The sequence below is a fragment of the Labrys sp. 22185 genome, assembly GCF_052045555.1.
Classification (GTDB): domain Bacteria; phylum Pseudomonadota; class Alphaproteobacteria; order Rhizobiales; family Labraceae; genus Labrys; species Labrys neptuniae.
Genome location: NZ_JBQEPH010000033.1, coordinates 1 through 19354, shown reverse-complemented (window position 1 = coordinate 19354; position 19354 = coordinate 1). Strand labels below are relative to the sequence as shown.

At 59.8% G+C, this 19354-nt stretch carries 17 protein-coding genes; 7 read left to right on the top strand and 10 right to left on the bottom strand.

The window, feature by feature from the left end; translation table 11 throughout:
• Window position 1 precedes the first annotated feature (1 nt).
• The 7 genes from ACTJKX_RS32505 to ACTJKX_RS32475 form a co-directional block, all read right to left on the bottom strand.
• A complete protein-coding gene (locus tag ACTJKX_RS32505) occupies window positions 2-1516 on the bottom strand; it encodes a GMC oxidoreductase (protein WP_440727778.1) in 1515 nt (504 codons plus the stop codon).
• Between the two features lie 11 nt (window positions 1517-1527).
• A complete protein-coding gene (locus ACTJKX_RS32500; RefSeq protein WP_440727777.1) occupies window positions 1528-2625 on the bottom strand; it encodes an ABC transporter ATP-binding protein in 1098 nt (365 codons plus the stop codon).
• Between the two features lie 4 nt (window positions 2626-2629).
• Window positions 2630-3508 (bottom strand): carbohydrate ABC transporter permease, encoded by an 879-nt coding sequence (locus tag ACTJKX_RS32495; RefSeq protein WP_440727803.1) that lies wholly within the window; start codon window positions 3506-3508, stop codon window positions 2630-2632.
• Between the two features lie 10 nt (window positions 3509-3518).
• Window positions 3519-4415: a carbohydrate ABC transporter permease gene (locus ACTJKX_RS32490; RefSeq protein WP_440727776.1), complete on the bottom strand. Its 897-nt coding sequence runs from the start codon at window positions 4413-4415 to the stop codon at window positions 3519-3521.
• Between the two features lie 80 nt (window positions 4416-4495).
• Window positions 4496-5707, bottom strand: a complete 1212-nt coding sequence (locus ACTJKX_RS32485) for an ABC transporter substrate-binding protein (RefSeq protein ID WP_440727775.1) — start codon at window positions 5705-5707, stop codon at window positions 4496-4498.
• Between the two features lie 119 nt (window positions 5708-5826).
• Window positions 5827-7143 carry a histidinol dehydrogenase gene (hisD, locus tag ACTJKX_RS32480; protein WP_440727774.1) on the bottom strand — a complete coding sequence of 439 codons (1317 nt, stop codon included), beginning with the start codon at window positions 7141-7143 and terminating at the stop codon, window positions 5827-5829.
• A gap of 95 nt (window positions 7144-7238) precedes the next feature.
• Window positions 7239-9041 (bottom strand): thiamine pyrophosphate-binding protein, encoded by a 1803-nt coding sequence (locus ACTJKX_RS32475; RefSeq protein WP_440727773.1) that lies wholly within the window; start codon window positions 9039-9041, stop codon window positions 7239-7241.
• A 384-nt stretch (window positions 9042-9425) separates the two neighbouring features.
• On the opposite strand from ACTJKX_RS32475, the gene ACTJKX_RS32470 reads away from it, so the two are divergent.
• Window positions 9426-10115 (top strand): hypothetical protein, encoded by a 690-nt coding sequence (locus ACTJKX_RS32470; RefSeq protein ID WP_440727772.1) that lies wholly within the window; start codon window positions 9426-9428, stop codon window positions 10113-10115.
• A 15-nt stretch (window positions 10116-10130) separates the two neighbouring features.
• On the opposite strand, the gene ACTJKX_RS32465 is transcribed toward ACTJKX_RS32470, so the two are convergent.
• Window positions 10131-10958, bottom strand: coding sequence for a helix-turn-helix domain-containing protein (locus ACTJKX_RS32465; protein WP_440727771.1), 828 nt, complete (start codon window positions 10956-10958; stop codon window positions 10131-10133).
• Between the two features lie 143 nt (window positions 10959-11101).
• Between ACTJKX_RS32465 and ACTJKX_RS32460 the strand changes: the two genes are divergently transcribed.
• From ACTJKX_RS32460 to ACTJKX_RS32450, 3 genes are read left to right on the top strand one after another with little or no spacing between them, the layout of a single operon-like run.
• Window positions 11102-12082, top strand: a complete 981-nt coding sequence (locus ACTJKX_RS32460; RefSeq protein WP_440727770.1) for a Gfo/Idh/MocA family protein — start codon at window positions 11102-11104, stop codon at window positions 12080-12082.
• A 40-nt stretch (window positions 12083-12122) separates the two neighbouring features.
• Complete coding sequence (locus tag ACTJKX_RS32455) at window positions 12123-13049, top strand: sugar phosphate isomerase/epimerase family protein (protein WP_440727769.1); 927 nt, start codon at window positions 12123-12125, stop codon at window positions 13047-13049.
• Complete coding sequence (locus ACTJKX_RS32450; protein WP_440727768.1) at window positions 13046-13636, top strand: DUF1349 domain-containing protein; 591 nt, start codon at window positions 13046-13048, stop codon at window positions 13634-13636. The genes ACTJKX_RS32455 and ACTJKX_RS32450 overlap by 4 nt, the downstream gene beginning before the upstream one ends.
• 463 nt (window positions 13637-14099) lie before the next feature.
• Here the strand turns inward: ACTJKX_RS32450 and ACTJKX_RS32445 are convergent, their stop codons facing one another.
• The gene (locus tag ACTJKX_RS32445; protein ID WP_440727767.1) at window positions 14100-15101 is read right to left on the bottom strand and encodes a helix-turn-helix domain-containing protein; all 1002 of its coding nucleotides are present in this window, start codon (window positions 15099-15101) and stop codon (window positions 14100-14102) included.
• A gap of 359 nt (window positions 15102-15460) precedes the next feature.
• Here ACTJKX_RS32445 and ACTJKX_RS32440 point away from each other — a divergent pair, with 359 nt between their 5' ends.
• The gene (locus tag ACTJKX_RS32440; RefSeq protein ID WP_440727766.1) at window positions 15461-16243 is read left to right on the top strand and encodes a hypothetical protein; all 783 of its coding nucleotides are present in this window, start codon (window positions 15461-15463) and stop codon (window positions 16241-16243) included.
• 41 nt (window positions 16244-16284) lie between these two features.
• Window positions 16285-17118, top strand: coding sequence for an acid phosphatase (locus ACTJKX_RS32435; protein ID WP_440727765.1), 834 nt, complete (start codon window positions 16285-16287; stop codon window positions 17116-17118).
• 263 nt (window positions 17119-17381) lie between these two features.
• Here the strand turns inward: ACTJKX_RS32435 and ACTJKX_RS32430 are convergent, their stop codons facing one another.
• The gene (locus ACTJKX_RS32430) at window positions 17382-18416 is read right to left on the bottom strand and encodes a DUF1254 domain-containing protein (protein WP_440727764.1); all 1035 of its coding nucleotides are present in this window, start codon (window positions 18414-18416) and stop codon (window positions 17382-17384) included.
• A 380-nt stretch (window positions 18417-18796) separates the two neighbouring features.
• Between ACTJKX_RS32430 and ACTJKX_RS32425 the strand changes: the two genes are divergently transcribed.
• Window positions 18797-19171 carry an IS630 transposase-related protein gene (locus ACTJKX_RS32425; protein ID WP_440726361.1) on the top strand — a complete coding sequence of 125 codons (375 nt, stop codon included), beginning with the start codon at window positions 18797-18799 and terminating at the stop codon, window positions 19169-19171.
• Window positions 19172-19354 lie beyond the last annotated feature (183 nt).

Here is a 19354-nt window from a genome sequence, read left to right as displayed (position 1 = left end):
GTCAAGCCATCCCATCGCGTCTGTCGAGAATGGATGCCCCCGCCTTGAGCGCCAGTGCGGCAATGGTCAAGGCAGGGTTGACGGCAGCCGAAGTCGGCAGGACGGAAGCATCTGTAATGTAAAGATTATCTACATCATGGCTGCGGCAATCCGGATCGACGACGGAGGTGCGAGGATCGTCGCCGAGACGCGCCGTGCCGCATTGGTGAGACGTCGTCCTACGGCCGAATGTGTGGCTGAGAACGATCGGAAATCCCGCCTTGCGCATCACCGCCCGCGTCTTGGCGATCAGTGCCTCGTGAGCGGGCATGTTCGAACGCACCCAATGCATGACAATGCGTCCGTCACGCACCGTGACGCGGCTTTCGGGATTGGGAAGATCCTCGCTCGTCAGGAACCAGCCATAGGCATAACGCGCGAGGAGCTTGGTGAACCAACCCGGCGCCGGCCCCGGGAAATTGGCCTTCAGAATATTGCCGGTGATGCGACCGAGCAGCTGGACGTTGCCGAGCGGGAAACCGTACTCATTGTCCTCGTTGTAGAAATCATTGAAGGCGATGGTCTTCTGATAGACGCAGTCATTCGGCTTGAACGGATCGATGGCGAGCATCGCCGTGGTATTGTGGTTCATGAAGTTGCGCCCGAGCTGGTCCGAGCCATTGGCAAGCCCGTTCGGATGCGCCTGGTTGGCAGAACGTAACAGCAGCGCCGCCGATTGCACGGCGCCGGCAGCAATGGCGAACGATCCGGCCGAAAGGCGCTGCTCGACGCCATCCTTCACATAGACCGCAGCCACGACCTTGCGACCGCTTTCGTCCGTCTCCAGGCGCGAGACGTTGGCGCCCGTCACCAGGCTGACACTGGGATGGGCTAGCGCGCTCGCCAGAGGGCCTACCTCGGCGTCGATCTTGCCCAGCCCGGTATTGGGAAAGGCATCCCAGCCCGTCCGCGCCCGCTCCAGCCAGGCATCGAGATCGATCGCAAGAGGAAGCGCAGAAGGATGCACACCTGCGCCTTCCAGCCGCCGGCGAATGGCTGCGATCGCCGGCTCGTCTGGAACCGGTGGATAGCCATAGGCATGCGCATGCCGAGGCTCCGTCGGATCCTGCTCGGCGGAGCCTCGCACCCGGAAGAGCGCTTCGGCCCGGTCATACCACGGCGCCAGGTCTTCGTAGGCGATGGGCCAGCCCGGCGAAGCGCCACCCATATGCGCTCGCGGCGCGAAGTCCTGGCGGCGATAGCGATACATCACCGCGCCGAAGAACTTCGAATTGCCGCCGACATAGTAATAATTGCCTGGCAGGAAGCTCTGACCATCCGTACCCAGCCATTCCTCCGATGAGCGATAGTAACCCTGCTGGAAAATCGCGATGTCGTCGCGCGCCTGCGGCGCGTCCTTGAGATAGCCCCCTCTTTCGAGAATGACGATACGGAGGCCGGAGGGCGCGAGGCTGTGAGCCAGCGATGCCCCTCCGATGCCCGAACCAACGATGACGATATCTGCCGCAATTGTCATGAAAGCCGGCCTCAGTCGATGCGGGTTTCAGTATCGGCGTCGAAGAGGACGACGCGTGAGGTATCGACGCTGAGATGGGCTTCGCGTCCGGGGAACGCCTGCTTCGGTGGCAGGCGGGCGGTGACCTCGGCGCCGCCGAGCTGGAACACCACCAGCGTGTCCGGTCCGGTTGGTTCCACGACGTCGACATCGATCACAAGGTTCGCACGTGCCTCGTCGGCAGCGACAAAGTTCTCCGGGCGGATGCCGACAAGGACTCTTCGGCCGCCATATTTCCGGGCCGCCTCTTCCGAGATGGCAATACCCGAGATGCGGGCAGCCGGCCGGTTGGCAATCTCGAAGACGACGTTCGCAGTCGCCCCCTGGATCTCGAGCACGGCTGGAATGATGTTCATGGCGGGTGACCCGACGAAGCGCGCCACATAGACATTGGCCGGACGGTCATAGACCGCCTGCGGTTCGTCGAGATGCTGCACCACCCCATCCTTCATGACTGCCACGCGGGTCGCCAGGGTCATGGCCTCGATCTGGTCGTGGGTGACATAGACGATCGTCGTGCCGAGCCGCGCGTGGAGGCGCTTGATCTCCGTGCGCATGTCGACGCGCAGCTTGGCATCGAGATTGGACAGCGGCTCGTCGAATAAGAACAGCTTGGGCTGGCGGACGATGGCCCGTCCCATGGCGACGCGCTGGCGCTGGCCGCCGGAAAGTTGCGAGGGCTTGCGCTCGAGGAGATGGGTGATCTGCAGCATATCGGCCGCAGCCTTGACCGCGGTCTCGCGCTCGGCCGGCGCCACGCCGCGGATCTTCATGCCGAACTCGATGTTCTGCCGCACCGACATCGTCGGATAGAGCGCGTAGGACTGGAACACCATGGCGATGTCGCGATCTTTAGGGGAGAGGTCGTTGACGACCTTCCCCGCGATCCGGATCTCGCCGCCCGTGATGGTCTCGAGCCCCGCGATCATGTTCAGGAGCGTGGACTTGCCGCAGCCGGACGGACCGAGCAGCACAAGAAAGTCTCCGGTGTCGATGGAGATCGAGACCTCCTTCAGGACGGCGAGGTTGCTGTAGGACTTGCGGACACGGTCGATTTCAAGCGTGGACATGGGCTCAGCCTTTCACGGCACCGGCTGTCAAGCCGCGGACGAAAAAGCGTCCGGCGACGACATAGACGATCAGGGTTGGCAGGGCGGCGATCATGGCGGCGGCCATGTCGACATTGTATTGCTTGCGCCCCATGGTCACGTTGACGATGTTGTTGAGTGCCACCGTGATGGGGGAGGATTGCCCAGCGGTGAAGGACACGCCGAACAGGAAATCGTTCCAGATCTGGGTGAACTGCCAGATACAGGACACCACCATGATGGGAAGCGCCGTCGGCAGCATCACTGAAAAGAAGATGCGGAAGAAGCCAGCGCCGTCGATCTGCGCCGCTCGCGTCAGTTCATCCGGGATGGTGATGAAATAATTCCGGAAGAACAGGGTCGTGAAGCTGATGCCATAGACGGTATGGACCAGAACCAATCCTGGAATGCTGCCCGACAACCCCAATTTGCCGAGCACCTGCGCCATGGGGAGGATGACAGCCTGGAACGGCAGGAAGCAGCCGAACAGCAACATGCCGAAGACGAAATTCGATCCTCGAAAGCGCCATTTGGTCAGGATATAGCCGTTGATGGCCCCGATGCCCGTCGAAAGGACCACCGCCGGGATCACCATCAGCAATGAGTTTACGAAATAGGGGCGTAGCCCGTTGCAGGCTGTGCCTATACATGCCTGACCCCAAGCCTTCTGCCAGGCCTCGAAGGTCAGCACCTGCGGTGGACCGATGAAGGAGCCGGCATAGATTTCGTCCAGCGACTTCAATGATGTCACGATCATGACCCACAGCGGCATCAGATAAAAGGCCGCGAGTGCCAGCAGGGATCCGTAGATGAACAGCCGTCCAAGCCTGTAAGAGCGGCGCGCCGATGCAGCTTCAGTGCTCATTGCCGCAACCTCAGTGCTCATTGCGGTTCTCCCTTAATTCCGAATAGAGGTAAGGGACGATGATGGCGGCGACCGTCATCAGCATCATCATGGCACTGGCGGCGCCCACGCCCATCTGGTTGCGGCGAAACGTGGCCGAGAACATGAAGGTCGACGGCATTTCCGTCGCGCTTCCAGGTCCGCCATTGGTCAGGGCCAGCACGAGGTCGAAGCTCTTGATCGAGATGTAGCTGAGCAGAACGATCACGCTCAGAAAGGCCGGCCGCAGCATCGGAATGATGATGCTCACATAGATACGCGGCAGGCTTGCGCCTTCGATCTGTGCGGCCTTGATGATCGAATTGTCGATGCCGCGAAGGCCGGCGAGGAAGATCGCCATCGCAAAGCCGGTCGACTGCCAGACAGCGGCGATAACTACGCAGTAGATTGCGTATTCGGGCCGCGTGATCCAGTCGAAGACAAAGCTGGTCCAACCCAACCCGTTGACGACCTTCTGAATGCCCAGATCCGGATTGAGGATCCATTTCCAAGCCGTCCCCGTCACGATGAAGGACAGTGCCATCGGATAGAGATAGACGGCGCGCAAGACCCCTTCGGCGCGGATACTCTGATCGAGCAGGATGGCGATCAGCAGACCGATAGCGATCGTGATGGCCAGGAACAAGACGGTGAAGATGAACAGATTGGCGACTGCGGTTTCCCAACGCGGGGTAGACCAAAGGCGCAGATATTGCTCCAGGCCGACAAAGTCATATCGGGGGACCATCTGGGACGAGGAGAGAGAGATCCACCCCGTCCACACAATAAAGAGGTAAACCCCGACGAAAACGACGACCAAGCTGGGAGAAAGTACCAACCTGGGCAGCCATAGAGTCAATCGGTCTTTCAACGAAATCGTGCTGCGCATAAGTCCGCGCTCCCACTGTTCCCGCGAATGCTCCAATCTGACATCCGCCAACAGGCCCCCTGTCGGCGGATTGATTAGAGTTAGCGCGCGTTGTTGATCCCGGATACGATCGCCTGCACGGCATCCTTCGAGGACATGTCGGAGACGAAGAACTTGCTGACGACATCACTGAAAACACCAGTGAATTGAGGCTGCGCGGCAAATCCTTCGGTCAGGCCGCCAAGCATGGTGCCGTTCTCGACGGAGGCTTTGCGATCGGCGAAGCTGCGCTGGGCGCAAGCATCGAAGTCATCAACCGACACATCAGACCGTGCCGGGATGGAACCTTTGATTTTGTTAAAGTTCTTTTGAACTTCGGGATCCATGATGGACTCTGCCCAAGCGTCCTGCCCTTCGGTTGTCTTGGCGTCGTTCATCTTGAAGAGACCGAACGCGTCGATGACGAACTTGTAGTTTGGGGTGGCGGTCGGTGTCGGAAAGCAAAGGAAATCGACGCCGGGCTTCATACCCTTGGCCAGAAACTCGCCCTTGGCCCAATCGCCCATGACCTGCATCGCGGCCTTGCCGCTGGCGACCATACCGGTAGCGACGGCCCAGTCCCGACCGGTAAAGCCGTCATCGACGAGCCCACGAACCTTGCGCAGCTTATCGAAGGCGTCGAGCATCTTATCGCTGGAGAGAGCGCCCTCATCGAGATCGATAACGGCCTTCTTATAGAAATCGGGGCCGTTGACATCGACAAGGATGGCTTCGAACACCTCGAGAATTTGCCAAGGCTCATCGCCGATGGCGAGCGGTATCACGCCCGCTTTCTTGAGTTTGTCCGCCGAACCGATCAGTTCGTCCCAGCTCTTGGGTTCGGAGATGCCGGCCTTGTCGAAGACGGCCTTGTTCGCCCAGACCCAGTTCTGGCGATGCATATTGATCGGCAGCGAAATATAATCGTCTCCGCTCTTCACGAAGGCCAGCAATTGAGGGGCAAGCGCCTTGTCCCAGCCATTCTTGGCATAGAGGTCGTTGAGCGAGCGAAGCACGCCCTCCTTGGCCCAATCGAGCCCCTCATATCCGAGAAACTGCATGGTCGCCGGCGGATTGCCTGCGGCCAGGCGCGTACGAAGCGCCTGCAGGGCATTGGCCCCGGACAGACCTCCCACAGCACTGTCCTGCCACTGATATCCCTTGGAGGCGAGCTTGTCGGTGATGACCTTGAGGGCCTTCACCTCGCTCTCGGACACCCAATGATGAATGCCCTCGACGGTGCCCTTGCTCTGCGCCATGGCGGCGGCCGGCATGAGCAGAATCGAAGCAGCGAGAAGCGTGGTCCATTTCATGTCAGTTCCCCTTTTCATTTTTAAAGTCGAGACAAGTCGGCAGATCCGCTGGCTTCTGCGTCTGTCGGATCCGCCTTCGGCTAGATGTCGGCCGGCTCGACCGCGGCCGCGTAAGGCACGTTGCGCCCGCCATAGCGGCGGACACGGATGTTGGCCTGCTCGGCATGGCCGGCAAAACCTTCCATCAGGCAGAGCCGTGAGCCATAGGCGCCGATCAGAGCGGACGCCTCATCGGTTTCGATGCGTTGATAGGTGCAAGTCTTCAGGAACTTGCCAACCCATAGGCCGCCTGTATAGCGAGCGGCCTTGTTGGTCGGCAGCGTGTGATTGGTGCCGATGACCTTGTCTCCGAAGGCAACGTTGGTTCGGGCGCCGAGGAACAGCGCACCATAATTCTTCATATTGTTCAGGAAGTAGTCGGAGTCGCGGGTCATGACCTGGACATGTTCGGACGCCACGAAGTCGGCCTGGGCGACCATTTCCTCGAGCGTGTCGCACAAGATGATCTCGCCGAAATCGTCCCAAGCCTTGGCGGCAATTGCCGCCGTCGGCAGGATCTTCAGCAGGCGGTCGATCTCGGCCAGCGTATCCCACGCCAGTTTTTCGGAATTGGTGATCAGAACGGCCGGCGAGTTGACGCCGTGCTCGGCCTGGCCCAGGAGATCGGTCGCCACCAGTTCGCCGTCGACGCTGTCATCGGCGATGACCAAGGTCTCGGTGGGACCGGCGAAGAGGTCGATCCCGACTTTGCCGAACAACAGGCGCTTGGCCTCGGCGACATAGGCATTGCCCGGTCCGGCGAGCATGTCGACCGGTTCAATTGTCTCGGTACCATAGGCCATCGCCGCAATGGCCTGAACGCCGCCGAGGCAGTAGATTTCGTCCGCGCCAGCCAGCGCCTGCGCCGCTACGATCTTGGCGGAGATCCTGCCCTGGAACGGAGGGGCGCACGTGACGATCCGCCCGCAACCGGCAACGCGCGCGGTCAGCACCGTCATATGCGCCGATGCCAGCAGGGGATATTTGCCCCCCGGGACATAACAGCCGACATTCTGGATCGGTATGTTGCGATGGCCGAGAATGACTCCCGGAAGCGTCTCGACTTCCAGGTCTTTCAAGGCATCTTTCTGGGCCTGCGCAAAGGTGCGGATCTGGTCCTGCGCGAAGTCGAGGTCTTCGCGTTCGCGCCGGGTCAGCGCATTGATGCAGCTGTCGATTTCCGCCCGGGTGAGGCGGTAGGAGGCGCGATCGAACTTGTCGAACCGGATGGAAAGGTCGCGGACGGCCCTGTCGCCGCCGACTTCCACCTGGGCAAGCAGTGCCTGCACGGCCTTGGTGATGCCGTCGTCGGTCTCTCCGGCGACGGTGGCTTGCGCCGTCTTGATGTGCCGTATCATGGCAATGAACCTTGGTTTGCGGAAACGAGGCGTTCCGCACTGCAAAGGGATGAGAGAGGATGGAATCGGGGGGTGCTGCGCCCCCCTCAGGTCATCTAGAGGTGCTGTTCACGGGCACGCATCTCGGCATAGGCGGCCTGTTCCTTCTCGTAATAGGCCGGCGAGGGTAAATCCCACCAGCCCGTGGCAAAGGGCCCAGCCGCATCGCGCGACACGATGACCTCGACCAGGGCCGGTCCGCCGCACTCCAGCGCCGCCTTCAGGCTGCTTTCCAGATCTTCATCCTTCTCGACCTTCCAGGCCTGCAGGCCGAAAGCGCGGGCCGAGGCGGCGATATCCGCGGAATAGGGCTCGCCGTTGCCGGAATGGTGATTGAATTCAGAGGCGACATGGCGGCCCATGAATTTACGTTGTCCGCCGCGGATCGACATGTAGCCGCTGTTGTTGAGCACGAGGAAGACGGTGTTGATACCGTTCATCACCGCCGTCCCCATTTCCGGCAGGGACATCATGAAGTCGCCATCGCCGACGATCGCCACGACCTGGCGGTCAGGACAGGCGAGCTTGGCGCCGAGTGCGGCCGGTACCGCCCAACCCATCGGCGAATACGATCCGGATGTCAGATGCGTGCGCGGTTCATAGACCGGGAAGCTCTGCTTGACCGAGCCCTGCGTATTACCCGAACCGACCACGACGATGCCGTTGCGATCGAGAACCTTGCGCAAGGCGGCCAGCGGACGCTGGGAGGTAAAGGGGGTTTCGCGGCTGTTGATGCGCGGAGCAACCTGCGCCTCCCAGTCGGCCTTGGCCTTCTGCACATCGGCCAGGAATGTTTCGCGGCGCGCCAGCATCCTAGACGACTCGGCCTCGGAGACCAGCGAAAGGATCGCCTCAAGCGTGACCCTGGCATCGGCGACGATACCGACTTCCGTCTCGTAATTCTTGCCGATTTCGCGCGGATCGAGATCGATATGGATCAGCTTTGCCGATGGGATGGAGAAGGATACGCCCCTGGCATAGGAGGAGGCCGACCAGTCGGTGAAGCGGCAGCCGACGGAGACGACGACGTCGGCGGAGGCCGTGATCGAATTGCCGCAGGTCGTGCCGGTCTGGCCAACGGCACCGATGAACAAGGCATGGTCTTCCGAAATGGCGCCCTTGCCGTTCCAGGTGATGGAGACCGCCGCGCCGAGCTTTTCGGCCAGGCGCGTCAATTCGGCCGAAGCGTTGGCGGTAATGGCGCCGCCGCCAGCGACGATCACCGGCCGCTCGGCGGTCAGCAGCAGCTTGACGGCGGCCTCGATCGCTTTGGGATCGGGATAGGCGATGCCGATCGGCAGGCGCTTGTCCAAGGGATGAATGGTCACCTCGGCTGCTTCGACCTGCACGTCCATCGGCACTTCGACATGGACGGGACCGGGACGGCCGGTCAGCATGGCATTGAAGGCACGGTGCATGATGCTGGGCAACGCCTGAACCGAATGGGCCTGCCAGGCGCGCTTGGTGACCTGCTCGGTGATGCGGGGAAAGGCATTGTCCTGCTGGCGCTCCAATTCCTGCATGGTGCCATGACCATGCATATAGCTCTGCGGCGAACCGGAGACGTAGAACAGGGAGGTGGAGTCGCAATAGGCCGTCGCCAGGCCGATGATGGTGTTGGCGGCACCTGGGCCGACCGAGGTCGAGCACGCCATCGGGCGACCGCTGGCCCGGAAATAACCGTCGGCCATGTGGACGGCACTCTGCTCATGCATGACCTGGATGAAGGGAAGCTGCGAACCCTCCTCCAGAAAGGCGTCGAACAAGGACCAGATACCGTGGCCTGGCACGCCGGCCACATAGCTTACGCCGTACTCCTTCAGCGCCCTTGCAACGACCTGACCGCCTGTCAGCTTCATTGGACCGTCCCCTGCTGCTCGTTGTGATTTGAGCCGAGGGGTGTCGTGCAAGCACCCTGCCCCTCAACGATGGCCTATTCTTCGGCGGAGCAGCACTGCTTACAAGTTCGCAGGAGATGAATCACTGACGCACCATGACGCGTGCTGAGGGTCAATTTGCGTCGATATCTCTTGGTGATGGCGACTTTCTCATCCCGCCCGCCCCCCAAGCGCCGACAACCGCCGCTCGACGGAAAAGCACAACGCCCCTTGCTCGGTTCTTCGCAATGAGCATCTCTTCCTGCTTCACAATGCGTCAGGTAAAATCGATGCGCGCAATTTTGCGCACGCGCGAGGTGTGGCTTTCTGTAAGGCAAGACATCATGCACGAGGAGAGGCTGCGCCATGCAGAACCAGACGAGAGACCTGGCCTTTGCCGATGATTTCATCATCGCCAAGCTGGTGGAGAATGTGGCCGATTACGAAGTCTCGGACGCCGTCGTCGTCAATATCAGCCCTTCTGCCATGGTGACGGGGGACGATCACCCCGCCATCGTGCCGGCCTGGAAATCGACCTGGCTCAAGGGCGGCCGCATCCGGTCGGCCGACCGCGCCGTTCTCATCAAGGTGGTCAGGCCGACAAATCTGGGCGGTTGCATGTTCCGTGGTTGGGATTGGCTCGGCAACCGCATTCGCGGTTTTCCGCGCGATACGCCGCTCTTCATCTCGGCACAGGACGAGGTCGGCCGGGTAACCGTCGATCCCCGCGTCTTCACCAACGAGCTGGCGACCGCCCAGGCCACACGGGATTTCACCTTGAAACTGAACCTATGGTGGTCACCGGGCGAGACCGACTGCTTCATCCACAACGAGCATCCCTTTCTCGAGACCCATACGCAGATCCACGGCATCGGCCGTATGCAGAAATTCAAGGAGCGTGATCCGTCGACGATCTACGAGGACGTCGTGATGCCGATCGGCTATTCGCACGATCCGTTCTGCCGCGTCACCGGCCCCGATCAATGGACCTATCCCTGGCATCGCTATTACGCCGAGACCGACAGCGTGTGGCTCGCCATCGAGCTCCATCCCTGAGGGCGAGAGACTGTTTCAGCTCATCTGGATCATGTCCGATCCGTCGCCGAGATATTGAAGGGCTTCGCGTGGAATTGCCGGATCATTGCGATCCATGACGGTGAGAGCCTTCAGATGCTCGCGGCGCAGCAGGCCCGGCCCGCGATAATGCAGGGCAACCTTGGTTGAATAAGGCTGGCGAAAGACATTCGCCGCAACGCCGCTCGCAATGCCGAACATGAACTTCTTCGAGTTGCGTTTCACCTGGGCGTAGACGCCGAACGTCATTTCGTTCGACTGAATGCCTTCGAAATCGGCGGTGAACAGGCGGTCGGCGACGGGGAAGCAGAAACCGTAATATTTGAAGACATATTCGATCTTGGACGGATCGTCGAAGCTCGGAAACCTCTCCACATAATAATGTTGGAGAAACTCCTTGTTTCTGTAGATGCAGAAGGCAGATTTCAGGACGAAACCCTTATAGATCGAAGAAAACTGATAGCGATCATAAACACCGACAATATCATTATGATCGGCTTTATTTTCGACGATCATGCTGGAGACGAAGCGGGAGAACTCCGGCAGCTGGCGGGCCGTGGCCATGGCATGGAAAAAGTTTCCATCGACGAGCGTGCGGAATTCATCCGGATCCGTGAAAAGGATCGTTACGCTCAGGCCAAAATAATTGGCGATGATGCGCAAGTTGGTAGCGGAAGGAACATGCGCACCCGACAAATATTTATTGAATTGCTGCCGGTTGACGTTGATCTTTCGGCAGACGGCTGCGACGGACCCATGCCGGTCGCATAGCGTCCTCAGATTGGCTGCAAGAGCGCTGCCATCCCTCCCCAGATGTTCCACCACTCACCCTCCCAATCTGACGCGACGTGACGCAAATTCTACGTCATAGTGAGAATGTCTTCAACGGCCTGCGAAATTGCGGCCGGGCCTGAACCTCACCACTCTCGTCTGACCGAGGGCTGCAAGAGGTTCTGGCTGTGATTTTGATGCAAACAGCGGGCTGGTCGGTGATGGGAACCGGCACGATCGCTACCGAACATATGATTTGGGCAATCCGCTCGATTGGCCATGAACCATTGTGGGTCGTCAGCCGGAACAGCGATTATGCCAAGTCCTTCTCGGAAGACATGGGCATTCCGAGAACGTCGACCGAGGCACAGCAGGCGCTAAGCGATCCCGCAGTGAGCTTCGTCTATGTCAGCGCGGCCCGCAGCCGACGAGGACATTATGTTTCGGCCGCGGCGGCAGCCGGCAAGCATGTTCTGTGCGACGGCCCGCTTGCCGATACGAGCCGCGTTGCTCAGGCCCTCGTCGAGCGCTGCGAGCATTCGAGCGTGGTCCTCGCCGTGAACCAGCCGCTACGCGCCTCCACCATCCATCAGACCATGAGCAGACTGGTGATCGAGGGCGAGATCGGTACTTTGCGCTCCCTCCTGATCATACGCGGCGCATCGGTTCAGTCGCCGAACCGCAGAAGCGAGGCATTGGAAGAACCCGCCGACCTGCTTCTCGACATGTCCGTGCAGGACGTCGATCTCGCCCGCTTCCTGACGGGCCGGGACCCAATCGAGGTTTCCGCCTTGCCGACAACGCCCGGCGACGGCCGCCGGCAGCAGATGGCCTATGCGATGCGCCTAGCCGGTGATGTCGTTTTCCAGGCTTATGAGAGCGTCACCACGGCCGAGTTCGACAGCATGGTCATGCTCGCCGGCGATCAGGGCGCGTTGATCGCCCACGGCACCCTTAACGGCAAAGCATCGGGCACGCTGGTGCGGCGCCTTGGTGCACGCAACGAGCTGATCCCCGTTAGAGACCGGGACGCCCATTGCACCACCGTCGAAGGCTTTGTCGCATCGATCCACAAGCCCACGCCCTGGTTATGCCGCGGCGAGGATTGCATCATGGCCCTGCGAACGGTCGAAGCGCTTGCGGCGTCGGACAGAAAACGCCGCACCATCACCATGTGAAGGCGTCCCCCACACCTGCAACAGCCGAGACCTCCAAGACATGGAAACCAAACCCAATCAGTTGATCTTTCATTCGATGGCTTCGCGGTGGAATACGCTGGCCATCGACATCGATATCGCACGCAGCCTCGGCTTCGATGGCCTCGAAAGCTCCGGAGCCAAGATTGCCGCCTTTCTCGACGCCGGCTTCAGCAAAACCGATCTGCGCGACCGTCTCGCGGATCTCTGCGTGCCCGGCATCGGCTTCCTGATCGATCTGGAACGACAGGGCAAGCGTCGGGGCGACATGCTGCACGAGGCAGAAGAACTCTGTCAATTGGCGGTCTCTGCGGGAGCGAGAGGGATCGAGGCGATTACCGGTCCTCTGGATCTACGCGCTTTCGAGCCTGGAGCGGCCAGGTGCTATCCGCAGCTCTACCGGGGTCTCATCGACTTGCCCGAAGAGGAACAGACGACCCTGACCGCCGCGAACCTCGGTGCTGTCGCCGATATTGCCGCAGACCATGGGCTCATCGTCTATCTCGAGGCTCTATCCTGGACCCCGCTGAACAGCATGGATGCGCAGTTGCGCGTCATCGACAGATGCGGGCGTGACAACGTTCGCCTGGTCGTCGATTTCTGGCATGCCTATACCGCAGGCGACACCCCTGATCGGATCGCCCGGCTGGACAAGAATCTCATCTACGGCGTGCATCTATGCGATTCCCTGCCCTATCTGGGCGGCATCCCGAATGAAGCCGCTTTGCGCGATGTCCCCACAGGAAGCGGCACTCTCGATCTAAAAAGCTGGGTCGATGCAGTTAAGGCCACCGGATACACGGGCTGGTGGAGCTGCGAGCTCTTCTGCAGGCGCCAGCATCAGGACAACAGCTATGCCGTCGCTCGGGACCTGAAAATCCTGATGGACCGGCTGATTCTGGATCAACCAGACAGTTCTCAGATGAAGAATGAAGGAACAAACACATGAAGCTCGAGACACTGCTTCTGGAAGGCAGCCAGCATGGCCGCACCGAGATCAGTCACGATACTGTCGAGCTTATTGCCGATGGCAAAACGGATTGGTTCTTCAACCCGTCGGACGGCTCGCGCCTGTCGAATGTCATCCGCTTGACACAAGAGGTCGCCCACGAGGCCTTCTCTCTTTCTGCCAGAATTTCCGTCGACTTTGCCTCGCCCTATGACGCTGGTGCACTCTTCATCCAATGCGACGAGGAAAACTGGGCGAAGGTTGCCTTTGAATATTCCGCCAACCGCAAGCCGACGATCGTCAGCGTCGTGACCCGAGGAACGTCGGATGACGCCGATGGCCCGAGCTATCATGGGGACCATGTCTGGCTTCGCCTTTATTGCGACGGGAAAATCGTCGCTGCCCACTTCTCCGAAAACGGACGGTATTGGCACTTCCTGCGCGTCTTCACCCTACCAGGCATCCGGCAAAGGCCGGTCCGCATCGGTCTCGGGGCGCAATCCCCGACCGGAGAGGGCACGCGCGTAGTGATGTCAGATGTGAGATTGTCGCCGATCCGGATCGAAAATCTGCGCAACGGGGAATAGACGGCATCAAGCACCGTCGGCTTTCAAACCGGGGTGAGTGGGTGTCGCCAACCCGCATCGCCTCGCCGGTGGCATCCGAGAGGATGACAGCGGACGGGGCCTCGCAGAGGGTCCAGTTTCCGCCGCCATGGTCAGAAACGCAAAAACCGCCTGGGCATTTAGACCCAGACGGTAATTGATTTATGACAGAATTGGTTGCGGGGGGAGCGAAACCAAGTCTTACGCTCTCGCACGCTATAATATCCGAAATCGCGATTTCCTGCGAGATTACGATGTAGGTGATTGGCTGAACTGCTCAGTCCACAGATCCACGACTTGCCTTTTGCCCATATAATCTTGCCTATTTGACGCCAAGCCAGCATGCGGCCAGATCATTGGACCTATCGCGACATGACGATCTCTTGACGGAATCCGGGGAAGACTTGGCCTCGCTACCGGACCACCAAGTCAAGCCGAAGCCCGATTATTTTAGCCGCGACCGTTCCCGAAACTGACGTGGGGTTACGCCGGAAATTCGACGGAAGGCTCTGCTGAAATGGGCCGGATCCGTATAGCCGGACGAAAATGAAACATCGATGATCTTGCAATCGGTATCACGCAAGAGCGTGCTCGCATTCTCGTATCTGACCGTATCGAGTATATCTGAATATGTAAGACCGAGATGAGAAAGCTTGCGTTGAAAGGTACGCGTGCTGACGCCCGCCATCTCCGCAACATTAGCAAGGGCCGGAATTCCCTGGTCGAGATAGGCCGGCAACATCAGCTTGAGGAGTTCAACGATATCATAGGCAGAAGGACCGTCCTCGGGATCGTCTGGTGGAAGACTGAATTCGGCGGGACGACCGGAAAGACTGAGATACGAGATCGGCAGGCTGATCCAGGCGGCATGCTGGCCTGACAGGAACCGCACATTTGGCCAGGATGCCTGCGTCGCCGGGCCCGGTGTGTAACGCGCTTCGAAGGCGATCGTTGGAGGCATCCAATCGGGCCCCGCGAATTGCCGGACGATATATATGGCGAAAATATTCTGGATCCATTGCGCGTGTTCCAGATGCAGGAATCCATTCGTCCTGGCGAGCTTGCTGCAAATCCGCACGTGGTCGTCATCGTGCTCGATCCACATACTCAGGACCGTATCCTCTCGCGAGGCCCATCTGCAGGCGTGCCGCAACGCCACGAGCAGCGTCGGGGACTGAGCGATCAAGGTTCGGGTTTTTCCCCTCATGTGGGAATAGCGGATCCGCTGGGTGGCTAGAAAGCCGAAATCTTCGATACCCTGGCTTCTCTGCGCAGTTTCCGCGAAACGCAGCGTCGGGAGCAAAGGGATATAGAGATCGCTCTTGTCTTCCAGAGACGATGGCAGTCGAAATTTTTCCAGAAGCGAGCTGGTCGGCGCACCAATATCGTCAAGAATTCCAGTGAAAGGCAGCAGAAACTGGCAGCGCGTCAAAGGGATGTTCGCCATCGGATCTCGCCGCAAGGTAGGTTGATACTTCCCATTAGACAGAATTTCGTGGGATTCGCTATCTATGTGAACGGTGAACATCTCCTCGAGCAAAACGCATCTCGATGCATCGACTCCTGTCGCTTGCTTCCAATCAAGAAATGCTTTGGCGATTGGCGCGAAATGGCAAGACCAGCGATCAGCCAATGTCCGAAATGGTCTGAACAAGGTCCATCCGTCGGACCGAAACGATCGGCCCGACTCGGGTGTCGGCTTGCGCCGATGATCCGCCTCCCGGAACGTCGGCCATGCCGTCCGTCCTGCGGCGATCCCTGCTCTCGGCAGCGTGTCGGCGACGGTAAAATTGCCAAGGGAAAATCGTGCGCTATCTCGCTATTGGGATGATTTCGGCATCCTTGCTAACGCCAGTTCGGGCATCCGATTTCTCACGGCCACCCTCGCCGCAACAGCCCCTCGTCGCATCGGGTCCCAGCTTTTTCATCACAAGCTATATCTGGGCGACCGCGATTAACGGAAAGAGTGCAACCTTCCCGCCGCTTCCTGCCGCCCCCATCAATTTGAGCTTCGGCGATGTGCTCAAAGATCTCAACGGCGCGATGATGGCCTCCCTGGAGATGCGTGTCGGCCGCTGGGGTTTTCTGGTCGATGGGCAGTTTTCCCAGGTCACCTCTGCGGGCGCGCTGCCAGGGCCCTTCTTTTCCTCGGTGAAACTGCGTTCCCAAACCACGACCGTCCAGGGCTCCGTCCTTTATCGCGTCTATGAGGGTCCTACCGTTTCACTGGATATGGGCGGCGGCGTGCGGTTCTGGAACCTGAACAACAAGCTGGAAATCCTTCCGGGCCTAGCCAATCTTCGCATCGATCATCGCGACTCGGAGATGTGGGCAGACCCCATCGTCGGCGCCCGCCTCGGGATCAAGCTCGGCGGCCCGTGGAGCCTGACGGTGGCAGGCGATATCGGCGGTTTCGACATCGGCTCGAGGCTGACCTGGCAGACATTGGGCAGCGTCAACTACGCCTGGAGCGAGAGCTTGACGTTGAAAGCGGGCTACCGGGCGCTCCATGTCGATTGTCGCAATGGTAGCTTTTCATACAACGTGACGCAGCACGGACCGGCCGTGGCGGCAACATATCGTTTTTGAACGATCGATCCGTTATATCAATGACGTTGAAAGGAATGGAAATGTCTATGACTGGGAATGCGGTTCGGGCTGCAGGTGTTTCCGCACTTGCGCTGCTCGCGCTCTGCGGGCAGGCCTTGGCGCAATCGGGCGAGGCCCAGCCCAACATCACCGATCCGCATTTCAAGATCGCGCCAGGCTATCTGAAGAAAACCGACCTGCCGGACAGCCTGATCCTGCTGGGCCCGCCCCCCGAAAAGTATTCGGCAGCACTGGCCAGGGACGAAGAGGCGCGCAAAGCGACGATCTCCCTGCGCGGCACCGCCCGCTGGAAGCTCGCTTATACCGACGCCGATCTCGCTTTCCCGCAGGCAGCCGACAATTTTTCCTGCGCGATGGGCATCAAGATCGATGAGAAGCAAACCCCTCGGCTCTATGCGATGATGCGGAAGATGCTGTCCGATCTCGGGCTGTCGACCTACGGCGTGAAGAACAAGTATAACCGCGTTCGCCCCTTCGTCGTTCACAACGAGGCGACATGCAGGGCGGATCAGGAAGCTATATTGCGGACAGACGGTTCCTATCCATCAGGTCATACGGCGGCCGGATGGGGTTGGGCCCTCGTCTTCGCGCAGATCAGTCCCGAACGTTCCAACGAATTGTTCAAGCGCGGCATCGCCTTCGGGCAGAGCCGCGTGATCTGCGACGCTCACTGGCAGAGCGATGTCGATGCGGGACGTATCATGGGAGCGGCGACCGTCGCGCGGTTGCAGACCAATGCAACCTTCCTTGCCGACCTCGAAGCGGCCAAAGCGGAAGTGGCAGCGGCGAAGGCCAAGCACGCTGTTCCGACAGCAGACTGTGCGGCCGAGGCAATTGCACTGTCCGGACAATAAGGCAATTCCGGCCGGGTGAGCCGCCTTCCTGCGCGTCCGTTCGACGCCAGAAGAGCATGAGCACGCAAGAATAGCGTGCTCATGCTGACGGAAGACCAGCGAATGACGGCTTCGATGAGCCGAACAGGCGAGCCATGGCTATGATCCAGCGCCTTCATTGCACGTCAATTCAAAAAACGTGGCAGCTTGAGCAGTGCCTGGCTCGCCTTGCCGTGGCTTTATATCGCCGCTTCGACAAAACTAGCCTGCCTCCCCCTTGAGCCTCAGTTCACGGGGATCGCCTCGGGAACCTTCCACGTCCCGCTGACGATGGATTGCTCCGGACGATAGAGCCGGGTGGTGTAGTTCCACCCCTCGACAATCGGCAGGCAGTTGGGGACCTTGCCGTCACAGCCGCCGAACTGGATTGTCACCGAGTCGTCCGCACTCTTCTTGGCAGTAATGCTGTTGATCGAATAGGCGTTGTAGGCGTTTTTCTCGAAGAAGCCCTTTGGGTTGTAGACGCTGACAGACCAGAAATCCTTCACGGGCACATGCGCTGGCACCTTGAGGATATGCACGGTCTGGCCGTCGTTTTTGGCGGGAGTGAAACTCACATAGGTGGCATCCCTGTCGGGAATACCGCCCCATCCGGCGGCCGTGCCGATCAAGTGCTGGACCGGATCGACTTTGCCGCGGGATCCAAAGGCGCCGCGGAAAGATGACTGATGTTTTGCCAAGGCGAGCAGCGCATTGCGGATATCGGTGAGACTGGCTTCATCCCAGTTGGGAAGGTCAAGCCTGCCTGTCTCCTTCTGGCTAACCTTGATCGCATCCTGAAGCTTGTGGACCTCATCGAGATCCTTCGGATCATTGGGATCGACCAGAGTCCGGACGGCAACGAAGGCATATCGGGTACCAACCGATTTCTGGGTCAGTATCACCGGCGCCGTTCCGTAGGCGACGATCGGTAAGTAGTGGTCCTGGTCAACGACCATCATCGACATATAGCGCTTGCCCACGTCCGGCAGCGAAAGCGTTACCGGCCCACCAGCGAGATCAAACACCGCAAACGAATAGAGCGTATCCCGGTTCATGCGAATGACCGTTTGATTGTCGATCGACGCGGGCTCTCGTGAGTGCTGAAACTTGCCCAGCCCACCTATGACCTTTGCATTCATCGCAAGGTAATGGTCGGTTTCAGCGCGAAGGAAATTGTCGACTGTGACCGGCGTTGCACTGCCTGGCACCTGGGCAGATGCTCCATCAGTCAATGCGATTGAAGCAAATGCGAGGCCGATCCAAACCAAGCGAAACATAAGCATATCTCTCCATTCAAAACCGCGCGGAGTAACGACGTGGAGCGTTTCCACAAGGTGCACCGCGGGGCAACTCAAGCGCTGTCCACCCCGTCACAGTCTGATCGACAAACGAGCTTGTTCGGACCTTTTTGAGCAAAGGCAGACCATCAGTCTTGCCATTTCGCGCCAACTGCCATTCAGCCATCAGTTCCGAACAGGGCAGTGCAACCATCGATCCGATGGGAGAAATTATTGCATCGATTTTTCCGCCGCTCAGGGGCTCGTAGCTCCATCCGAATCGAGGCAGCCTCACGGCGACTAGAGCGTCGTGCGGGAAGTTTGAGTCGAGGGATTCCCTTTTGGGTGGATTCGTGATTCACCGTGTTAGGAGGTGGATCATGGCCCATTCTGACGACTTACGCGTTCGAGTGACCGATGCGATTAGCCAAGGGCAGTCGCGCCGAGCGGCGGGGCGGCGTTTTGCCGTGAGTGCCAGTTCGGCGATCCGCTGGGCTTCACGAGTGGAACGGAGCGGGCAAGTCAAGGCTTCGAAGATGGGGCGGCCGGCGGGCAAAGGGCCGCTGTCGGATCATCTGGACTTCCTCATCGCTGCAGTGGAGGAGACGCCGGACATAACCATGCCGGAGCTTGCCGAGCGTCTCCAGCAGGCGAGCGGGATTGTTGCTCATACCGCTTCCCTGTCGCGCCTTTTGTGCCGGGCCGGGTTCACGTATAAAAAAACAGCTGATGGCGTCGGAGTGCGCACGCGCTGACGTGGCCGAGAAGCGTCGTGTCTGGATCCAGAAGCGTCAGCCCCGGATGCGCCGCCAGCCAGGCCGCCTGGTCTTTATCGACGAGACGAGCCTCAACACCAAAATGACCCGCCTGCGTGGCCGCGCCCCTCGCGGTCGCCGGCTCAAGGCCCGTGCCCCCTTTGGCAAATGGGGGACCCAGAC